The organism is Microcoleus sp. EPA2, from assembly GCA_020882975.1.
In the GTDB taxonomy this organism is placed as follows: Bacteria; Cyanobacteriota; Cyanobacteriia; order Cyanobacteriales; family Microcoleaceae; genus Microcoleus.
Window position 1 is genome coordinate 303,847 of sequence record JAHRFD010000002.1, and the last position, 19,122, is coordinate 322,968.

Sequence of the window (19,122 nt, forward strand, 5' to 3'; positions counted from 1 at the left end):
CCCGATCGATCTTGGAGCAAGAGTTACGGGATATTCACACCACATTAACAAATTTGTGTCAAAAATGTATCTCCTAGTTCACTTTTAACAATTATTTTGCGATCGCGCCCGAACATCACTGAGCCCACGGGTACACGCTGCCCGCTGTGAGTAAACACGCAATCCGATGAGCGCAAGTCTATCTGTTGAGCAATGTCGCCGTAAATGCGATCGACCCAATTGCTCTGATTCTCCGCATCAAAAACCCGCAGTTGCTCCAGAGCATCTTCCGCGCTAGCAGCCTCAAAAATCGAGGAACACAAATCAGACGGCATTCCGGCCCGCGCACAAAAAGCTGTCAGAATTTCGCGCCGCCCATCGGCGAGGTGGTGATGAGTGTGAAAAATCCCCGCCGCCAATTTCATTAACTTTCCGTGATAGCCAAACAGCAGAATAGATTTCACACCCTGACATCCAGCCTCTGCCAGTAAAGGACCGAGCCAATTAGCAGTTTTGACCAGCCGCTGCGGATCGATGCCCAGTTGTCGAGCCAAATCCAAGCCATTTTCGCCGATGCAAAACACCAAACAGTCAAATAGCTGGGCTTTTTGTTGTAGTTGTTCGCGGTAAATTTCCAACTGTCCGGGGGCGCTCAAGGGTTGAGAAATGCCCGTCGTACCCAGCAGCGACAGTCCTTCTACCACACCGAAAGCTTCGTTGGAAGTACGGGTTGCCAGTTGGCGACCTGATGGCAGAATCAGGGTGACAGTAATTTTTTCTCCGGTTTGGAGTTCTCGGCTGAGATTCACACGCAACAGCCGCTGGGCATAATCGTAGATTGCCGCTCCTCCACCGGTTTTGTGATGTCCAATTCCCTCGCCCCCAACAATCAGTATTTGTTCTTCTGCTGCTTCAATTTCTCCCTCGGACACTCTCCGTAATTCCACCATTGCCCAAACAGGGGTATGGCGAGTCAGATCTAGGTTGTCCCCTGGATCGGAGCGAGTCACAGCTAAAGCTGTGTCAGTTTTTATTACAGATACTTGTTCGATGGGTACTGATGCGGTTATTATTGGTTCTAGTAAATCTACTGAGACGCTATCTACAGATTGAATACCTCTACGCAAGCAGCGCAGGGCGGCTAGTGCGGCCGCACAGGCAAATACTGGAAGTGTGTACCCGGAACGAGGTTGAGTTTTGGTCATTATGGATTGTTGATATCTGTAAATTTACTGATAAGAAGCATCACAGAGCAGGAGTGACACCGCTCAAATATTTAAGCCTAGTTAGCGATCGAGTTGGCTGTCAATCGCAGTTAGCGTCATTTTTGTCAATTGTTTTTTTGTTTACGAGTTGCGATCGAGATCATACTTGTTTGAGATGCGATTATGAATAAAGCCATTAGTATCATGCCGTCAGTTATGTTTTGTTCCACTGACAGAACATCATCATCTAATACGATTGTTTTGCAACCCTTGGGTTGTCTTGGTGGACTCGCTGTTCTCGATTTCCAAGCAAACTTGGAACAAGCTCTGGAAACCGCAGCCTTGGGGGTTGTCGTGGATTTGCAACAAGTCGAGGCCTTAGCCCTAGAGGGAATCACTGCACTGGTAATCGGGCTAGAGTTAGCCGCCATACTCGGTAAGTCGATCGTTTTTCAATCTATGGATTTAGCTAGTCGTAAAAGTTTCATAGTGGAGTGGAGTCGATCGCGGGAAATTTGTTTTGGACCTTGGGGCGACTTGTTTGAGGGCGAACTCGAAAAATTTTTTGGTGTCGAAACTGTGCGATCGCAACCTTGTTAACCCAGACTACCTACTTTTTGCAAAATCCCTAAACTTAGATATTCCAAACGGTCGATGCTAAGCCCCAGGGCTTGTCATCTATAATAATCAAAATTACCCGGACTTGCCAGTCCTACTTTTAGACTAACATCTTGAAGGTAGGACTGGTTTTATATGACTAGATAGGAAAAGGAAGAATCAAGAAGTCACCCCCCCAAAGTGGGAAATTCTGGAATAAGGAAAAAGAAACCGCCCTTGAGAAAAAGGAATAAATAACCAGAGAAATTCCGGCATAATCAAAGCTTAAGTGATTCTGAATATCTTCGTCCTCTTGGCAATTAATATCCTAGCTCAGCTAAATGTATCCCTGGGCTTGTTCAAATTTTCCAACTCAAATCTCAAATCTCAAATTGATTTATGGTTGAACCAGTTGCAGAGTTAAATGAAGGCCGATTTATTCAGACCCCAGACCTACTAAAAAAAACCAGCTCTCAGTTAGTCATATCTCCACAAACAGCTCTCAAAATTTCTAAACAAGACATTCGTTTGACTCTGAAAGCATCAACTCTAGACGGCGTTTTTGCCAGTGTTTTCGAGTCTGCCACCAGTGGCGTAATTCTCAGCAACTTCTTGCTCCAACTAGGTGCTACCAGCGTTGAAATAGGCCTATTATCTGCGATTCCGATGGTGGTGAATCTGCTGCAACCATTAGGGGCCTACATTGCCGATCGCACCACCAGCCGCCACTGGTACAACCTGTTCGTATTCGGATTGTCGCGGCTGCTGTGGCTGGTGCTAGTCGTGGAAATTGTCTGGGGGAGACAAAACACCGACTCCCACCTGCTACTGGAATGGACACTAGCAACTGCCTTGGCTGCTAGTTTACTGGCAGCTTTTGCCAATTCTAACTGGTTTAGTTGGATGGCCGTCGTGGTGCCTCACCGTTTGCGCGGACGCTATTTTGGCTTTCGCAACAGCGCTACCAGCTTCATCACTTTGCTGGGAGTCCCACTGATGGGATTGGCAGTTTCAACTTGGGGGACAGATCCGATTTTTGGCTACGGTATCGTCTTATTTTTGGGAGTGTTGGCGGGACTGATTAGTTTGGGGTTTCAATTCTTGATGGTGGATGTGAATCCGCAAGTTTATGGAACCGATGAAGATGGGGAGCAATTCACGGAAAAATTAGGTCAAAACCAGACTAATTTTTTGACGGCGCTGCTGAAAGATTCTAACTTTTTAATATTTTTATTTTACTTAATTTTATGGACATTTGCCGTTAATTTAAGTGCGCCTTTTTTTAATATTTACTTGCTGCAACAATTAAATTTAGATGTGAGTTTAGTGACTATTTATAACAGCTTGAGTGCCGGGGCCAATCTGCTGCTGCTGCTGTTTTGGGGCAAATTAGCCGATCGCTGGGGAAATCGCCCGCTGCTAATTGCGCTTGGGTTATTGGTGGCAATCACACCTGTGCTGTGGTTGGTAACAGGCAATTACCCCATGGCGCTTTGGGTATGGCTACCACTACTACATTTACTGGGAGGAACGACTTTAGGAGCGATCGAACTTTGTACTAAAAATATTCAAATGGAAATAGCACCAATTAAACAACCTTCGACTTATTTTGCGATCGCGGCGGCGGTTGCGGGAGTGGCGGGGGCTTGTGGAACTACCGCCGGTGGCTTTCTAGCTCAAGCACCGACGATGAGTTTAGGGGGATTGTTTGCCCTGTCGGCTGGTTTACGGCTGATTGCGCTTCTGCCTTTGGTTTTGGTGCGAGAACCTCGTAGTCTATCGTTGCGCGAGATCCTACCGGGTTTTTTACTTTTCCAGTTTAATCCGGGCGAATTAAGACTAAAAAGACAGCCAAAAGTTCCCTAAAATAGCCGAAAAGCTGACAGATATTTGAAGGGAAACCTTCAAAAAATCTATCAGCTTTTTTCGGGGTGGGAATAGGGGAATTTATTAATTCTGAGTCCTCAGTCCTCAGTCCTCAGTTTGGTGTCAGAAACAATCAACAAAGAACTGGAATAGTATCCAATTAATGATAGTTCCACCTTCAACCAACCGAGGATGAAAAACTTAAGCTTGACGTGAATAGTATTCCACAACTAGCAGTTCGTTAACCTGAAGCGCAATCCACTCGCGTTCCACAATGCCATTAACCTTACCAACCAGTTTTTGCTTATCAAATTCCAAGTGACTGGGCAAGTGAGCCAACCCTGGGTCTTTGAGATTCGCTTCCACCATTTGGCGCGAACGTTCCCGATTTTTTACCGAAATGACATCTCCAGGCTTGCACTGATAGCTGGCGATATTAACTTCGCGATCGTTCACAGTCACATGACCGTGATTGACCAATTGTCTAGCAGACGGAATGGTAGGAGCCATTCCCATCCGAAACACAGTGTTGTCCAAGCGCATTTCCAAAAATTGCAGTAACACTTGACCTGTGGAGCCGGTAACTCGACGAGCTTTCCGAACGTAACGCAGCAATTGACGTTCAGTTACACCGTAATTGAAACGAAGTTTTTGCTTTTCTTGCAAGCGAACCGCATACTCAGATAGCTTTTTGCGGTTTTGACCATGTTGCCCAGGTGGATAATCCCGTCTGGGTGTTTTGCGAGTCAGCCCAGGCAAATCCTTGAGGCGACGGACGATTCTTAATCGGGGACCCCGATATCGAGACATTGATTTTCCTCTCTAATGTCTGTATAAAATTTTATACAGGCTTTATACTTTGGCACTCTCAGGTGTAAAACGCTGAGATTTTTGGTTCTGCGAGACGACTTCCCGACGCAGAATTACTCTAACATCAGTAGTAGTCATCTCTCCCCAAACGTTGTTCGGAGCGGTGTCCGAAAGTTTCGGTATGCCCTGCCGTACTCAAATTTTGACCCGTTGCCGATCATATCACACAAAATCTCAAGTGAAAGCCGATCGCCCGATCGCACCAAATTAGTGACAAAAATTCATAAATTAAATCCGCCATGCACCACCCCAAAGTTTCCCAAAGTTCGGTAACACTCCCAGCAGCCCCAGGCTCACAGCCCAGTGGGCGCTGGATGTGGACCCTGGGTACACAACTAGCAACCATCGGTTTGTTGGCCACCATACTGCCTCCCATGCCCGCATCAGCCATCACGATTAGATTCCCTCGCACTAAAAATGCCTATCGCGCCTGCTCTGTGGAACTAATGGGAGCCGGACTTACCGCAGATGCAGCGGCCAGCGCTTGCGCCGATGCACTCCACCCCCGCGACATCTCTAAGTGCGTGGTTCAAATCAACCGCAAAACGAATATTGCCGCGGTGGAGGCCCTTGCTAGCTGTCAGCGAGTGCGTCGCCCCCTAGATTTGGCAACTTGCGTAGTGGACATTAACACCAAATCTCGGACTACAACCACAACTCCGCTGTTGGTGCTCGATGGGTGTCGCCGCAGCTTATTACCAGAACAATTTTCCGAATGCGTAGTCGGGTTGAGCCGTCAGGTTGACTTTTCGCTCGATCGCCTAATGAATACTTGTCTTGACACTAGGGAGAAAGTAAGTCAAGTAGACGATCGTCCCCCATCGACACCTCCTACGCTGCTGATTCCGCCACCTTCCAAATTAAATTAATTAGTTATTAGTTGTTTGTTATTGGTTATTTGTTAGTAGTTATGTGTTATTGGTTAGTTGTTAGTGGTTGGTTCGGGGCTGGTAGTTGTTAGCTGTTGACAGCGAACAGTCAACAGTCCAAATCAAATCATTCCGGTCTAACCACCAACAAATAACCAACAACAAACAACCCATAACCAACAACCAATAACCAATAACCAATAACCAATAACAAACAACCAATAACCAATAACCAATAACAACTAACTAATCATAAAATGTCACAAATTTTTGGTCAAATTACTGTCGAAGAATTAAGCCAGCGTTTAGCAGAAGCAACTACGGAGAGATTGCAGCTTGTAGATGTGCGAGAACCTCACGAAGTGGAACTCGCCTCACTCCCAGGATTTGCAATTTTTTCCCTCAGCGAATTTGCCACCTGGTCACAGGAAATAGACGATCGCCTCGATCGCGACACCGAAACCCTAGTTCTGTGTCATCATGGAGTGCGATCGGCTCAAATGTGCCACTGGTTGAGCGAGCGAGGCTTCACCAATGTTAAAAACATCATTGGCGGTATCGATACTTATGCAATGGTAGTCGATCGGACCATTCCCCGGTATTAACACCAAATTAGAAAGCTCTCCGTTCTCTTCCTCTGCGCCCTCTGCGCCCTCTGTGGTTAAATAATTCATCATAAACCACAGAAAATAACCAACAATCAAAACAACCAACAATCAAAATAACCCGGCGGTGGTGCATCATCAAACAAAACTTGAGCTTTGTCTAAATTAGGTACAGATTCAGCTAATGCTGTACCTAACTTAACTTCCAGCGCTCTGTCTGTTAAAGCAAAGGAAAATTGATGGTAATTTTGCAAAGAAGCAGCCCTAGAAACAATCTCATTGTTATCTAAAATCGGACTATTACTGCCAATTAAAACAGTGTTAACGTCCTTCCAAGGGCAGACACATACCTGGGAAAAAGCACCTTGAAAAGTTTTGATTTTTTCTGCATAAAACTCATCTCTTTGCAGCAGATTGACTAGCACAACTCCTGCACTAGACAAATGTTTTTGGCAAAGTTCATAAAATTCCTTAGTTGCTAAGCGATGGGGAAAGTAGCCATTGCCAAAAAACACATCAGTCATGATTATATCGTAGAGAATATCTGGTTTTTGCTGTTCCAGATACTCTCTGCCATCTTGAATTGCTACGGTGAGTCGTGAGTCTAATTTTACCCCAAAACACTGGGTAGCGGCTTCGATCGCGATCGGATCGACATCCGCACATTCAATGAGAGTTTCTGGCAAATAGTGATGCAAAACTAAGGGAATTCTGCCACCACCAAACCCAGCTATGTAGATTTTTTGAGGTTGACTTTGCCACACCAAAGCTAACATCATCGCCTGAGTGTATTCAGAAACAAGATGTAAAGGATTATTTAAATCAAACACAGATTGCAATAAATCTGTATACAAATTTACCTTTTCTACTAAAGATAGCTTAATGCGCGATCGCTCTTTTTTAACTGCAACATAATGAACTCCAGAATCTTTACAAAAAATCATGCCATCTGGCTGTTGTTGCACCCAAGCCAGCCGCTGCTGAATGGCGGCTAAATTAAGAGTTTGCCAGTTTTTGCGATCGTCAATCATCTAATATTAAATCTGCCTTATTTCCTAGTCCCCCTCTGTGGGGACGAAAGTCATCTAGAACCTAGAACCATTAAGCCCGCTGATAGGCCACCAATTCCAAACCAGAAATCGAAAATTCCACCCTTTTCCAATCTTCCTTTTTACCATCAAAATTTTCAAACGCAGAATCAGTCAGCAAAATCTCTCCCTGTTGCGCCAAATCCTCTCCCAGCTTCGATGCCAGATTAAATTCCGAACCGTACATATCCTCTCCTTCCAGCATCAAAACATCACCGTAGCCTATCCCGATGCACAGATAAATATCCATTTCAGGCGGTAGAGTAGTATTCACAGCCCCCGTATGCTTCAGAGAATCGATCGCAGCATCCACAGCCGATTTTACATCAGGAAACACAGCAAAAATATTGTCAGCTTCCTCCTTCACTACAGTGCCACCATATTCAGCAATTACAGGATAGACAATTGCGTGCATCCGGTGAATCATTGACAAAAAATGAATAATTCCGTAACGCACAGTTGTCCGAGAAAATCCCGACATATCGATGACCATAATCCCATGAGTTTGGCGAAAAGTTGCATTAATTTCAGCATCAATTTCTGCCATCTTTTCAGGACGTTCGTTTCTTTCTTGCAGTAATTCTCGCAGGTAAACACGGTTATTTGTTTTCATTTGTTTTAATTAAATTTCCAATCGCGACACACTTCTTGAGGGCGGCAACCCGGATGCAATGCACAATTTATACCATCCTTGCCATGATAATAATAGCAGATTTTGCAAGGTCTAGTTTGCTCTAATTTTTTCATCAAAATTGTGCGGATAGTCTGCACTTTGTGGCGATATTTGTTCGCAGTCGAGTGACTGGGTTCAATTGCCAAAGCTTGCTCGAAAGCAGCTAAGCTGGAATCGTACAACTTAATAATTTGGCCACTGTAGTTAGTCCAAGCATCGGCGCGGCTTTGATAGAGTTCGATCGTACTTAAGTTTAAAATACCATATTCCGTCCAAGCGTCCGCCGAAGCTCGATCGAACTTAATATTGGCATGGAGTAAAACTTTTTTAATAGTTGCCAACAGTTCCCTGGGCAGCCAAGGTTTGCTAACATAGGCTTCTGCGCTATCCATCGACCTGGCAAATAAATCTAACCGCTGTCCCTTCCCTGTTAAAAATACTACCGGTATATTCCGAGTTTCAGGGTGAGCTTTAATTAAACTGCAAACACCGTAGCCGTCCAGGCGAGGCATCACGATATCTAATAGTATTAAATCGGGGTATTTTTTGGCGATTTGAGCGAGAGCTTCCACACCGTCAGATGCCTGCATTATATTCAATCCGCTGCAACTCAATTGATGTGAAATACACTCCCGTTGACTGCGGGAATCTTCTACCACTAAAACTGTGCTCATCTCTCCCTCCTTTTGTGTCTGAGGTCAAACTTTCTACCGCTTCGACTCGCCCTTGCTGAAATTAGTTTACCCAAAAAGGAAGCAAAAGTTTCAGATATTCATAAGTCGATACATTCGACCTCTCCTCAAAAGCCTGTCCCTCAATCATTATGGGAGATGTCTATTAGTCAAAGATAGAAGAGTTTCATGAGGGGTGATTTTTTTGAGTAGGGGACGCAACATCACCACAGATGGGGGCAAGCAGGGGGGATTGCCCCTACTTTTACCCGCTGGTGCAGAGGCTTCGCATCCAGGGCTGTTGTTGCAGAAACGGCGATTAATCCCTATTTAATGGAAGTTTTAACAAACGAAGCAACACTGAAAATTCGGAGGAAAAGTTGGTTGTATTGAAAGAGATAATGGGCTACTGTATTACTGGAAAGTCATCTCTTGACAACAAATGAATAGATTGCTCCTCACTTTACTGGTAAATCCGACCCTGTTAGGGTTTCTGATGTCTTTGAACGTGATGGTAAATCCCGTTCGCGCCGAAACTCCAGACGGGCCGACTAATGCACCCAACTGCGTCAAATCACCCCACACTCAGCGCTTGACTTGCCTGCGGCTTCCCGCCAAAACTGCGGCTTCCAATTCTAAAGTAGCCATTCGTTGGCAGCGCCAGAGTGACGAACCGATTGCGATGTTGGACTTTACGGAAGAAGAAAGCGATGCAGCGGTGGCATTATTTGGTTGCGACTGCCCGCCGTGTATCAATTCGCTGCGCCAGTTGCGCGGTTTGCCGCCCCTAGCGAGTTAAGCCCATCGCGCCCATACCGCTCTTTAGTCTACCTTCGATCGCACCCACAGCATCAGGATTTAGCCTACCGTAGCGGTTATTCCCAACTTGACTTGGAACAGATTCTTAAAAGGAAAAATTCCCCAAATTAAACTGTTAGTAAACCCATCCGTTATAAAAAATCAAATCCATCGCACCCCTAGACAAAATTCCATATATAATATCAAAGAAGTAAACCGCTACAAGTGAATCATGTCCGCAAACACCGCGCTACCCCCAGCCCTAGCCAAAATCGTCCAGCGCTTTCAGCGACACGCCGACCCGAAACAGCGCTACGAACAACTGCTGTGGTATGCTAAGCGACTCCCAGCATTTCCCGAAGGCGATAAACAGCCGGAAAACAAAGTTTCTGGCTGCGTGTCGCAAGTTTATATTACGGCAAATTTGACCGACGGAAAAGTTTTGTTTCAAGGGGATTCAGACGCTCAATTAGTCAAAGGATTAGTCGGCTTACTTGTGGAAGGTTTGAGCGGCTTAACTCCGGCTGAAATTGTTAACGTTACCCCAGATTTTATTCAAGATACGGGATTGAATGTGAGCCTGACACCTTCTCGCGCCAATGGATTTTACAACATCTTTCAAATGATGAGAAATAAAGCACTCGCTTGTGAATTTAGCCAGCAAGTCGCCGCCAATTAAAAACCTAAACAGCCATGACTCAAACTACAGATTTAACAAAAACTAATTCTACTAACTACCCAGGCACTGTTAAAGAATATCTCTGGTCGTGGAAAGAAACCTCAATTAAAGTTGTTTACGAAACCACAGGAGAGGGAACTCCTGTCTTGTTATTGCCGGCATTCAGTACGGTTTCGACGCGGGGAGAAATGCGTCCTTTGGCAGAATTATTGTCTCCCAATTTTCAAGTTGTGACTGTCGATTGGCCTGGTTTTGGCGATTCATCTCGCCCGCGGACGGACTATGAACCGTCATTATATCATCAATTTTTGACGGATTTTGTGGGGGCTATTTTTAATAGTCCTGTGGCGGTAATTGCAGCGGGTCATGCTGCGGGTTATGTGATGGCATTAGCGCAATCTAAACCCCATGTTTGGTCAAAGATTGTGTTGGTGGCACCAACTTGGCGCGGGCCTTTACCGACGATGAGCAAACAGCAGAGTGGCTGGCACTCTATTGTGAGAGAATTAGTACGATCGCCTTTAGTGGGACAATTTCTTTACAAACTGAATACTGCGCCTTCTTTCCTCAGTTTGATGTATCGTCGCCATGTCTACACAGATGCGGCTAAAGTCACACCGGATTTTATTCACGGTAAGTGGCTAGTTACGCAGCAACCAGGTGCTCGGTATGGTTCGGCTGCTTTTGTGACTGGTGGTTTAGATCCGGTAAAAACGCGATCGGAATTTACGGATAAGTTTCAACAATTAGCAATGCCGGTAATGGTTGTAATTGCTGAAAATGCGCCTCCCAAATCTAAGGCTGAAATGGAATTTTTAGCGGAATTATCTGGTGTTGAATCGCGGGTGATTCCTGGTTCTTTGGGGACGCACGAAGAGAATGCTGTAGATTTGGCGAAGGTGATTAAATCTTTTATTTGAGAGGATTAAGAGGGATTGAACCACAGAGGGCGCAGAGAACGCAGAGAGAAGAGATGAGGGGATGAATGCAAGCTGTTTTTTTGATGTTTGTTTGGATTTTTTGCTATTGGTTTTGTCTCCCAGTCTATGCTGTGGGATATCCCCAGTTTCCTGATTCACAAAAGAGCATAATTGAAGGTGCGATCGACTTTCATATCCATTCTTCTCCTGATGTGATTCCCCGCCGACTTGATGATTTTGAAGTGGCTAAATTAGCTGCTAGGGCGAAGATGAAAGCGGTGGTATTGAAAAATCATTTTGGGAGTACCGCAGCCCGCGCAGTTTTGGTTAATCAGATAGTACCAGAAATCCAAGTTTTTGGAGGTGTTGTTCTCAATCATTCTGTCGGTGGGATGAATCCTCAAGCGGTGGAAGCTATGCACCGCATCGGTGGCAAATATGGTAAAGTAGTATGGCTACCAACGGTTGATGCTGATTGTCATTTGAGGGCTTTTCACCAGCCGGGAAGGGGGATTAAAATTACAGAAAATGGCAAGGTTTTACCGGAGACAGAAGCGGTATTGCAGATGGTAGCTAGAGAGAATTTGGTGTTGGAAACTGGTCATATTTGCCCGGAAGAGGTGATGGCGGTTGTAGAGCGATCGCACTTGCTCAACATTAAGAACATCCTGATTACCCACGCCATGGCTGATGTACCCGGTTTGTCCCTAGAAAATATGCAAACAGCCGCCCAGATGGGAGCTTTCTTAGAACTCGCATTTGTCAACGATTTGATGGGAGAAAATGCGGCGGATGACGGACATAAAAACTGGCATCATGTTTCAATTACCAAGATGGCGGCCGCGATTAAGCTCATCGGTGCAGAGCATTTTGTGCTCAGCACCGATTTGGGGAGAAAACCCGATCCTTTACCTACGGAAGGTTACAAAATGTTTGTCAAAAAGTTAAGGAGTGAAGGCATTTCTCAGCGGGAAATAGATTTAATGATGACCCAAAATCCCGCTGTTTTGTTAGGAATTACCTGATTTAACTTAACCCTTCAATCAACAAATTCCGGGCACTTTGCAAGGCAGAATCTAACTTACTGGCATCGCGTCCTCCAGCCTGGGCTAAATTCGGCCGCCCGCCACCTTTTCCACCACAAATTTGAGCAATTCCCCCAATAAATTTCCCGGCTTGCAATCCTTTTTTGTTGACTTCTGGACTAAAAGCTGCTACCAAACTCACTTTGTCTGGTTCAGGAATAGATGCCAAAACTACTGCACTATTTCCTAATTTTTGCTGTAACCTTTCTGCGGCAGTTTTTAAGGCTTCTGTATCCACATCTCCCAATTGCGCCACAATGATTTTGAATTCGCCAATGGACTCAGCCTGGGCTAACAATTGGTCAGATTTAGCAATGGCTAATTCTGACTTCAAAGCAGCCAATTGTTTCTGAGTATCTTTCAATTCATTCTGCAAATTAGTGATGCGATTTGGCAATTCTTCGGGTTTGGCCTTAAATCGATCGCCCAAATCGCGCACTACCTTATCCCGCACATTCAAATAGTCCAACACAGCTTGGCCAGAAACCGCCTCTATCCTGCGAACTCCCGATGCTACACCAGCCTCGGAAATTATCTTGAATAACCCAATTTCTGCGGTGTTGCTGACGTGGGTGCCGCCGCACAATTCCATGGAAACACCAGGGAAATCAATCACTCGCACGACATCGCCGTACTTCTCGCCAAACATGGCGGTAGCACCTTTTTCTCTGGCTTGGGCGATCGGCATTTCTGCAACTTCGGCAATATGCGCCTCTGCAATCCAACCATTAATTTTATCCTCAATTTGCTCCAACTCTGCCACAGTCACCGCCCGTGGAGAATTGAAATCAAATCGCAATCTATCAAAGGATACCAACGAACCGGCTTGGGAAATAGAATCATCCACAATTTGCCGCAAAGCTGCTTGTAATAAGTGAGTTGCTGTGTGATTTGCCTGCACTCGGCGACGACTACTATTATCAATTTTGGCAGTGATACTATCCTCAACTCTCAGGGTTCCTCGTTCCACAATCCCGAAATGTACGAAGAAATCAGACTCTTTTTTGACATCCTCAATCCTCACCAACAAACTCTCTGAATTTTCTCCCTCTGCGCCGGGGCGGTTTAAATAACCCTTATCCCCAATTTGTCCCCCAGATTCAGCATAAAATGGTGTCCGATTTAACACAACTTGTACCTCAGTTCCCGCCACTGCTTCTGTCACAGATTTGCCGTTGACTAAGATAACTTCCACCTTAGCTAAACTCGACAATTCCCCATAGCCAACAAACTCTGTGCTGTGGATGGTTTCCGCTAAATTATCCAGGGAACCTTGGACGGTTAAATCTATGGTTTGATGGGCATCTTTGGCGCGAGTTTGCTGTTCCTTCATGGCTGCTTCAAAGCCATCTAAATCGACAGTTATTCCATATTCTTCGGCTATTTCTTGGGTCAATTCTAGGGGAAAACCGTAGGTATCATAAAGGGTGAAAGCATCTTGACCAGAAATCTGTATGGTGGGGTCGGCATCTTGCCCGCCCTCAGCAACCACCAGGTTAGATGCCTTTTCTAGAAGAGCTTTTTTGACTATTTCTGATAACAGTTTCTCTCCCCGTTCTAAAGTCTTGAGAAACTGAGCTTCTTCCCTTGCTAGTTCGGCTTTAATTGCTGCTTCTCGCTGACGGACGTTGGGATAAGCTGCTTCGTTCAGGGCGATCGCACTTTCTGCCACTCGCACCGTAAATTCTTCGGCAATCCCAATCAGTCGCCCGTGGCGTACTACCCGGCGAATTAATCGACGCAAAATGTAACCTCTGCCTACATTGGAGGCACGAATTTCATCGGCAATCATGTGTACCACAGCTCGAATATGGTCGCCAATTACTTTGAGGGAAACTTTGGTTTTTTCGTCGCTATTTGTGTATTCAATGCCGGCAATTTCAGCGGCGGATTGAATGATGGGTAAAATCAAATCTGTTTCGTAATTATTGGGGACTTTTTGGAGGATTTGCGCCATCCGTTCTAGTCCCATGCCCGTATCAATATTTTGATTTTGCAGCGGTGTTAAATTTCCTTCTGCATCTTTATTGTACTGCATGAATACCAGGTTATAAAATTCGATAAATCTGGTATCGTCTTCTAGGTCGATCTGGTCGCCTCTTTCTGGGTGGAAATCGTAGTATATTTCAGAACAGGGACCGCAGGGGCCGGTGGGGCCGGATTGCCAGAAATTGTCGGCTTCTCCCATGCGTTGAATGCGCCCTGCGGGAATGCCGATTTCGTCGCGCCAAATCCCAAAGGCTTCGTCATCTTCTCGGAAGACGCTAACTACTAAGTTTTCTGGGCTTAAACCGAAGACTTCGGTGGAAAGTTCCCAAGCCCAAGCAATGGCTTGTTTTTTGAAGTAGTCGCCGAAGCTGAAGTTTCCCAACATTTCAAAAAATGTGTGGTGACGGGCGGTGCGGCCGACGTTTTCGATGTCGTTGGTGCGGATACATTTTTGGGATGTGGTGGCGCGGGGAGATTCGGCAGTGCGCTGTCCCAGAAATATGGGCTTAAATGGTAGCATTCCGGCGATCGTCAGCAATACTGTCGGATCTTCTGGCACTAAGGAGGCGCTGGGTAAGATTTGATGTCCTCGCTGGGCATAAAATTCTAGGAATGTTTGACGAATTTGGCTACCGGACAGAAACTGAGGAGAAATAGACATGACAAAAACACTTAAGTATGTAAAGATGTAGCAACAATAGAACTTACATCTATATGGATATTAAGATCATTATAATGAGTAATGTAAAGACATATCAAGTTTTACAAATTGTGCTTGGCAGTTAAGAACAGTCATGCTAACTTAATAATAGACACCGGACAGAAAGGAAAAGGAGGTCGCTATATTTAGAAACACAGTTCGAGGATATAGACATGGTGTCTCCGGTCTAAATTCCCAAGGTGGCAGAAATTAACCGAACACAACATATAATGTAGCAACACTGTCGATCGAACAGTAAAGCTAAACGAAAGTCGAGTCTGACTAATTGTGGTTTTGGATTAAAAGTAAAGCTGCAAAAGTTGTAAACCCCTAGTAAGTAATTGTTCTTAATCGGAAATACACCTCGTTTGTTAAAAAATCAAAGGTTCTCATATTGGGTCTGGTCGTGGTCGATCGGACCCTAAGTTTGTTGAGAGGGCGATCGATTGGGAAGTAATAGTTAAGTTTTATGTACCAATTGAGCCGTAGCACTCATACTAAATCCAGGTAAAAAAATCTCGCTGATTGCTGGATAGAGCACGGCTGTAACAGGGCTCAAGAAAATGATGATTGTGTAGGGCTAGTGGATGGTGTGTCGCTACCCTCCCCATGTACTGAGTCTGGGAGTTTTGAGGTGGGGGTAGAGGGGTAGAGGGGGAGTGGGGTAGAGGGGGAGACGCTGAGATGGGGAGATGGTGACATCGGTCAAGATAGTGGCTATTGGTACTGAATAATTCTGTCTAAACATGATAAATAATTAGATGTGTGTTCGCGATCGCTGCTTTTTAGTGGTGGATAAGCTGCTGTCGCTAAAGCTACAGTCAAGATGCGATATCATAGAAAATGTCAATAAAAGACATTAAAATCTACCTTGCCCTCTCAGGAAAGTCTACCCTTGACTAGCTTGCTGCAAGGTAAAGATGGCAAATCGCCATTTTTAGTAACAGGATTGCGCCCAACAATCTGAATCTCAGGATATTTAGAGTGAATTCTCTAAAGAAACTTATCCCCGACTCAGGGGAAAGAGTCTCAAACCGTAGGGCCTATGTCACACAGGCAACTGTCCCAAACAACTGTCGCAAATCAGGGTAAAAGTGGGTGAGAAGCCTCTGGAGTCCGTTTTTATGGCTCGACTGGCGGTTTCGCCAAAAAATCTAGCACAGTTCTCAAATTCACATTTTTCGGAGATTCGAGGTAAAATCATGGCCGAAATAACTAAAGAAGAAATGCGCGAACGCCTGGGCAATATTGACCAGATTCGCGATATAATTTTCGGAGCTCAGCTTAGAGAATACGATAATCGCTTCGATAAAATAGATTCTGAGTTGTCGATGATGCAGCAAGATATGCAAGCTCGCATCGAACAAATAAAAACAGTTCTTTCCGGAGAAATGAGGGCGGCGGTTGATTCATTTGAAAAGAAAATCAAATCAATCACCTTGAATACCCAAGAAGAAAGCGCAGACCTCCGTCAGCAAATCGATCGCGTTAACCGAAAATTTTCTAGCAGCATAGAAGCCCTGGACGAGGCGATAGACAATCAAACCACTTCCATTCGTGACGAACTATCCCAAACTAGAGAGCGACTCTCGGAAGAAACTCGCACTCTCAAAACACAAGTTTTTGAAGAACTAGATCGGCGTTTTTCCATGCTCAGAGAAGTCAAAGTTTCCAGAGATGACATGGCGGAAATTTTGTTTGAACTAGGCATGAGGCTCAAAGGCACTGAATTTGTACCGGAACTCAAGGGAGTGACGGATAATAAGCTAAATAACGAATTTTTGTTACCAGAGCGTCACCATCACGGATAATTAACAACCCATGACCTCACAGAAAGAAAATCCGGCTGACGAACATGAGTTGGAGGGTTTGATTTCTAAACCTGATGAATCTGCTGACGATGAAACAGCTCAGCTTGAACCGTTAGTGCATCTGTTGGTAGAACTCAAAATTATTGCAGGTTCAAACCGACAAACTCCAGAGTCGGAACCAGACAGCAGTGATGAAGAAGATCGCACGCAGCTACTCGGTGGGTTGAAAGATTTGTTAGGTAGGTCTGAGGAAGTTGAAGCAAGTGCAAAACCAGAAAGCTTCGAGGGTGAAGCGGATTCTGGTGATGCACTGGCTTTTTTGGAAGAGTTTAAAAATTTGCTATTTGTTACTCAAAAACTGAATACTTCAGAACTAGAAAAAGACTATTCATCAGTTAATACTATAGATGTTTTGGCGATCGGCGAGGTGGAGCTAGACCAGAGAGCTCACCAGATTCAGGACTTGTCTACCTCGCCGATTCAAAATGCTGCACAACCAGCTCACACATCTCAGGAGAGCGGTCTTAATTTAGAGCCTGTGGCTGCTCCCCAAACCAAGGTACAACCCTCAGCAATAGGCGATATTCCGGTTGTTCCAGCCACCGAGGAGCCACCATCCATCGCCCATTTAGATGCTGCGGAGGCTTTGGCTCTAGAAATGGCTTCACTCGAACAGCCCACGCACCTATCGCAGCCGACAGAAATATTCGGACAAATAAAACAGGATTTCAATGAAGCCGACAGCGCGATGGAAAGGCTGCAACATTTGATTTTCGGCTCGCAAATATCAGATATTGAGCAAGTGAAAAATCTGTTGGCTGAAAACGATTTGCCCGCAGTCCGCCGTCTGATGACCACCATCGATGAAAAATTAGGAAAATTGGAGCACCAACTTTACGATCCCCAAGAGTTGATTGCTCTGATGCTACCTTGGATCGCAGAAATTCTCAGCCGTAAAATAACAGATTCTAAGGAAGAAGTTGTAAAGGCGATCGTACCGATTATTGACGAAGTGATTAGGGCAAAAACTCAAGAAAATAAGCAAGCCATGAGTTCGGCGATCGCTGAGTTACTTCCCGACGCACTTGCTCAACAAATCCACAATTCACCCGCAGATATTGCTAAGGCGATCGCCCCGGAAATCGGCATGGCAATTAAAGAACAAATTCGCCTCGACCAAGAGTCGATCGCTCAAGCCCTAGGGCCGGAAATGGGCAAAGCCATTACAGCCCAAATTGAGTTTGAACGAGATTCAATGGTGGATGCACTCTATCCGGTAATTGGCAGTACCATCTCTAAATACATGGCAGAAGCCATCAAGACCATCAATGAAAAAGTCTCAAACACCCTCAGCGTCGAAGGAGTTAAGCGGAAAATTCGCTCCAAAGTCCAAGGAGTCTCCGAAGCCGAACTAATCCTTCAAGAATCCATACCTTTTACCGTCCAAGCAGTATTCTTAATTCACAAGGCATCAGGGTTAGTGATTTCCGAAGCTCAACAATTAGGAGATTACCAACTCGAATCAGAAATGGTCGCAGGAATGCTGACAGCTATTAGCAGCTTTGTGAATGATTGTATTGTGAGACCAGGACAAATTTCCGAACTAAATCAAATTGAATACGGTGAATCCAAGATTATGCTAGAAGTAGCCGGATACTGTTACCTAGCAGCAGTAATCAAAGGAGAACCACCCCAAAATTTTATCAAAAAAATGCGGGAAACTGTCAGCAGGATTATCATCAATTACGGAAAATCTATCAATCAATTTAACGGCAACCCCCGTACCATATCTGATGACCTGCATCCACTGTTACTGGGTTTATTAGCAAAATTTAAAACAGAACTGCAAACACCAGCAAAACCCCCCCTAGCCCTTGCGGGACTGAGCTTAGCATTGCTAAGCTTAATCGTAGTACCTTGGGGAATTTATCAGTACCGCAGTAACCTTGACCGTCGCCTTGCCGATCGTGCCACTTTCGCTTTAGGATCGACTCCAGAATTAGCGGTTTATCGCTTAAATGTGAGTGTTGAAGGCAAAACTCTGAAGTTAACCGGAAAGTTGCCAAATCCCGAATTACGAGTAAAAGCTGGCCAAATAGCTGCATCAACGGCACCAAATTTGAAATTAGACAATCAAATTGTCGCGGTCGAGCTACCTCCCGATCCAGTGTTGACAAAGGCTGAGGTACAGCGAATCACTGCGGTTCTAAACAAACTCTGGGGTGTTTCTATTTCAAGTCGGTATGGCGATCGCCGAGTTACAGTAGAAGGAACAGTGATGGAACAGTCAGATGTGCAGAAAATTACTGAGTCTTTTAAGCAAATTCCCGGAGTTCAATCAGTCATTAGCACAGTTAAATTAGATCCACTGAAAATTACAAGTCGCATTTACTTTGAGCCAGGAACAGCAAAATTAGATTCAACATATCAAGAGACAATTGTCAATATCAGAGATTTTTTGAGACAGCATCCTCAAAAAAGTATTAAGATAATTGGGCACAGCGATCGCACTGGAGAATTTGCCATCAATCAACAGTTGTCGCTCCGGCGTGCAGCCACCGTGCGAGATGCCCTGGTCTTGCAAGGTGCTGACCCGCAGCGCCTCCAAGTCGTCGCCAGCAACAGTCCTCCTGTGGATGTAGCACAAAATCAACCGCTACTTTTAAGCAGGTGCGTGCTATTTGAACCAATAACTAAGAGCATCAACAGCAAATAAT

Annotated in this window: 16 protein-coding genes; 10 read left to right on the plus strand and 6 right to left on the minus strand. The window is 45.1% G+C overall.

The genetic code is table 11. From position 1 onward, the window contains the following. Positions 1-44: 44 nt before the first annotated feature. The gene (gene cbiD, locus AAFP14_RS03830) at positions 45-1,184 is read right to left on the minus strand and encodes a cobalt-precorrin-5B (C(1))-methyltransferase CbiD (protein WP_341730972.1); all 1,140 of its coding nucleotides are present in this window, start codon (positions 1,182-1,184) and stop codon (positions 45-47) included. Between the two features lie 183 nt (positions 1,185-1,367). Here cbiD and AAFP14_RS03835 point away from each other — a divergent pair, with 183 nt between their 5' ends. Beyond that, positions 1,368-1,784, plus strand: coding sequence for an STAS domain-containing protein (locus AAFP14_RS03835; RefSeq protein ID WP_341730973.1), 417 nt, complete (start codon positions 1,368-1,370; stop codon positions 1,782-1,784). A 396-nt stretch (positions 1,785-2,180) separates the two neighbouring features. After that, a complete protein-coding gene (locus AAFP14_RS03840) occupies positions 2,181-3,647 on the plus strand; it encodes an MFS transporter (protein ID WP_341730974.1) in 1,467 nt (488 codons plus the stop codon). Positions 3,648-3,848: 201 nt separating this feature from the next. On the opposite strand, the gene rpsD is transcribed toward AAFP14_RS03840, so the two are convergent. Further along, positions 3,849-4,457 (minus strand): 30S ribosomal protein S4, encoded by a 609-nt coding sequence (rpsD, locus tag AAFP14_RS03845; RefSeq protein WP_341730975.1) that lies wholly within the window; start codon positions 4,455-4,457, stop codon positions 3,849-3,851. 299 nt (positions 4,458-4,756) lie between these two features. Between rpsD and AAFP14_RS03850 the strand changes: the two genes are divergently transcribed. Both AAFP14_RS03850 and AAFP14_RS03855 read left to right on the plus strand, forming a co-directional pair. Beyond that, the gene (locus AAFP14_RS03850) at positions 4,757-5,386 is read left to right on the plus strand and encodes a hypothetical protein (RefSeq protein ID WP_341730976.1); all 630 of its coding nucleotides are present in this window, start codon (positions 4,757-4,759) and stop codon (positions 5,384-5,386) included. A gap of 257 nt (positions 5,387-5,643) precedes the next feature. Next, complete coding sequence (locus tag AAFP14_RS03855; protein WP_341730977.1) at positions 5,644-5,991, plus strand: rhodanese-like domain-containing protein; 348 nt, start codon at positions 5,644-5,646, stop codon at positions 5,989-5,991. Between the two features lie 95 nt (positions 5,992-6,086). Here the strand turns inward: AAFP14_RS03855 and AAFP14_RS03860 are convergent, their stop codons facing one another. The 3 genes from AAFP14_RS03860 to AAFP14_RS03870 form a co-directional block, all read right to left on the minus strand. Next, positions 6,087-7,022 carry a spermidine synthase gene (locus AAFP14_RS03860; RefSeq protein WP_341730978.1) on the minus strand — a complete coding sequence of 312 codons (936 nt, stop codon included), beginning with the start codon at positions 7,020-7,022 and terminating at the stop codon, positions 6,087-6,089. Positions 7,023-7,092: 70 nt separating this feature from the next. Beyond that, on the minus strand, positions 7,093-7,692 hold the full coding sequence (locus AAFP14_RS03865) for an adenylate/guanylate cyclase domain-containing protein (protein ID WP_341730979.1): 600 nt from the start codon (positions 7,690-7,692) through the stop codon (positions 7,093-7,095). Between the two features lie 5 nt (positions 7,693-7,697). Next, a complete protein-coding gene (locus AAFP14_RS03870; protein ID WP_341730980.1) occupies positions 7,698-8,426 on the minus strand; it encodes a response regulator in 729 nt (242 codons plus the stop codon). Between the two features lie 439 nt (positions 8,427-8,865). Here AAFP14_RS03870 and AAFP14_RS03875 point away from each other — a divergent pair, with 439 nt between their 5' ends. The 4 genes from AAFP14_RS03875 (at position 8,866) to AAFP14_RS03890 (ending at position 11,845) form a co-directional block, all read left to right on the plus strand. Next, positions 8,866-9,222, plus strand: coding sequence for a hypothetical protein (locus AAFP14_RS03875; protein WP_341730981.1), 357 nt, complete (start codon positions 8,866-8,868; stop codon positions 9,220-9,222). Between the two features lie 231 nt (positions 9,223-9,453). Then, entirely contained in the window at positions 9,454-9,900 is a 447-nt protein-coding gene (locus tag AAFP14_RS03880) for a SufE family protein (protein WP_341730982.1), read from the plus strand. A gap of 14 nt (positions 9,901-9,914) precedes the next feature. Beyond that, positions 9,915-10,820, plus strand: a complete 906-nt coding sequence (locus AAFP14_RS03885; RefSeq protein WP_341730983.1) for an alpha/beta fold hydrolase — start codon at positions 9,915-9,917, stop codon at positions 10,818-10,820. A 65-nt stretch (positions 10,821-10,885) separates the two neighbouring features. Next, positions 10,886-11,845 carry a DUF6282 family protein gene (locus AAFP14_RS03890; RefSeq protein ID WP_341730984.1) on the plus strand — a complete coding sequence of 320 codons (960 nt, stop codon included), beginning with the start codon at positions 10,886-10,888 and terminating at the stop codon, positions 11,843-11,845. Between the two features lies 1 nt (position 11,846). On the opposite strand, the gene alaS is transcribed toward AAFP14_RS03890, so the two are convergent. Continuing rightward, positions 11,847-14,555 (minus strand): alanine--tRNA ligase, encoded by a 2,709-nt coding sequence (alaS, locus tag AAFP14_RS03895; protein WP_341730985.1) that lies wholly within the window; start codon positions 14,553-14,555, stop codon positions 11,847-11,849. Between the two features lie 1,241 nt (positions 14,556-15,796). On the opposite strand from alaS, the gene AAFP14_RS03900 reads away from it, so the two are divergent. Next, entirely contained in the window at positions 15,797-16,405 is a 609-nt protein-coding gene (locus AAFP14_RS03900) for a DUF4085 family protein (RefSeq protein ID WP_341730986.1), read from the plus strand. A gap of 10 nt (positions 16,406-16,415) precedes the next feature. Continuing rightward, on the plus strand, positions 16,416-19,121 hold the full coding sequence (locus AAFP14_RS03905) for an OmpA family protein (protein WP_341730987.1): 2,706 nt from the start codon (positions 16,416-16,418) through the stop codon (positions 19,119-19,121). Position 19,122 lies beyond the last annotated feature (1 nt).